Source organism: Gordonia sp. GN26, from assembly GCF_054823965.1.
Genome location: NZ_JSYC01000108.1, coordinates 1 through 448 on the forward strand (window position 1 = coordinate 1; position 448 = coordinate 448).

The window sequence follows — 448 nt, forward strand, 5'->3', positions numbered from 1 at the left end:
AGGTCGGGCAGCATCGCGTGGACGCGCTCGCGGTGACGGGCGATCGCCTTGCGCTCGGGCATACCGGGATTGGGCTGGACCTGCGGGATGATCTCGGTGAAGTCCTCCTTGGTACCACCACCGGAGATACCCGCGGCCTGCATGGCCTCTTCCTGCTTCTGGACGGCCTCGTCCTTCTCCTCGGACATGCCGATCGGACCGAACCGGTCACCGGAGAGGAACTGCTTGACCACCGGCTGCTCCGAGGTCAGCAGCTGCTCACGCGGACCGAACATCACCAGCTCCTTGCGGAAGAGCATGCCGATGTTGTCCGGGATCGTCCGCGCGATGTTGATGTTGTGCGTCACGATCAGGATCGTGGCGTCGATCTGGGCGTTGATGTCGATCAACAGCTGCGAGATGTAAGCCGTACGAACCGGATCCAGACCCGAGTCCGGCTCGTCGCACA

The 448-nt window shown here is 63.4% G+C and carries 1 pseudogene; it reads right to left on the bottom strand.

The features are described 5' to 3' along the window. Positions 1-448: pseudogene (locus tag OK17_RS18590) on the bottom strand (ABC transporter ATP-binding protein); the annotation flags it as partial.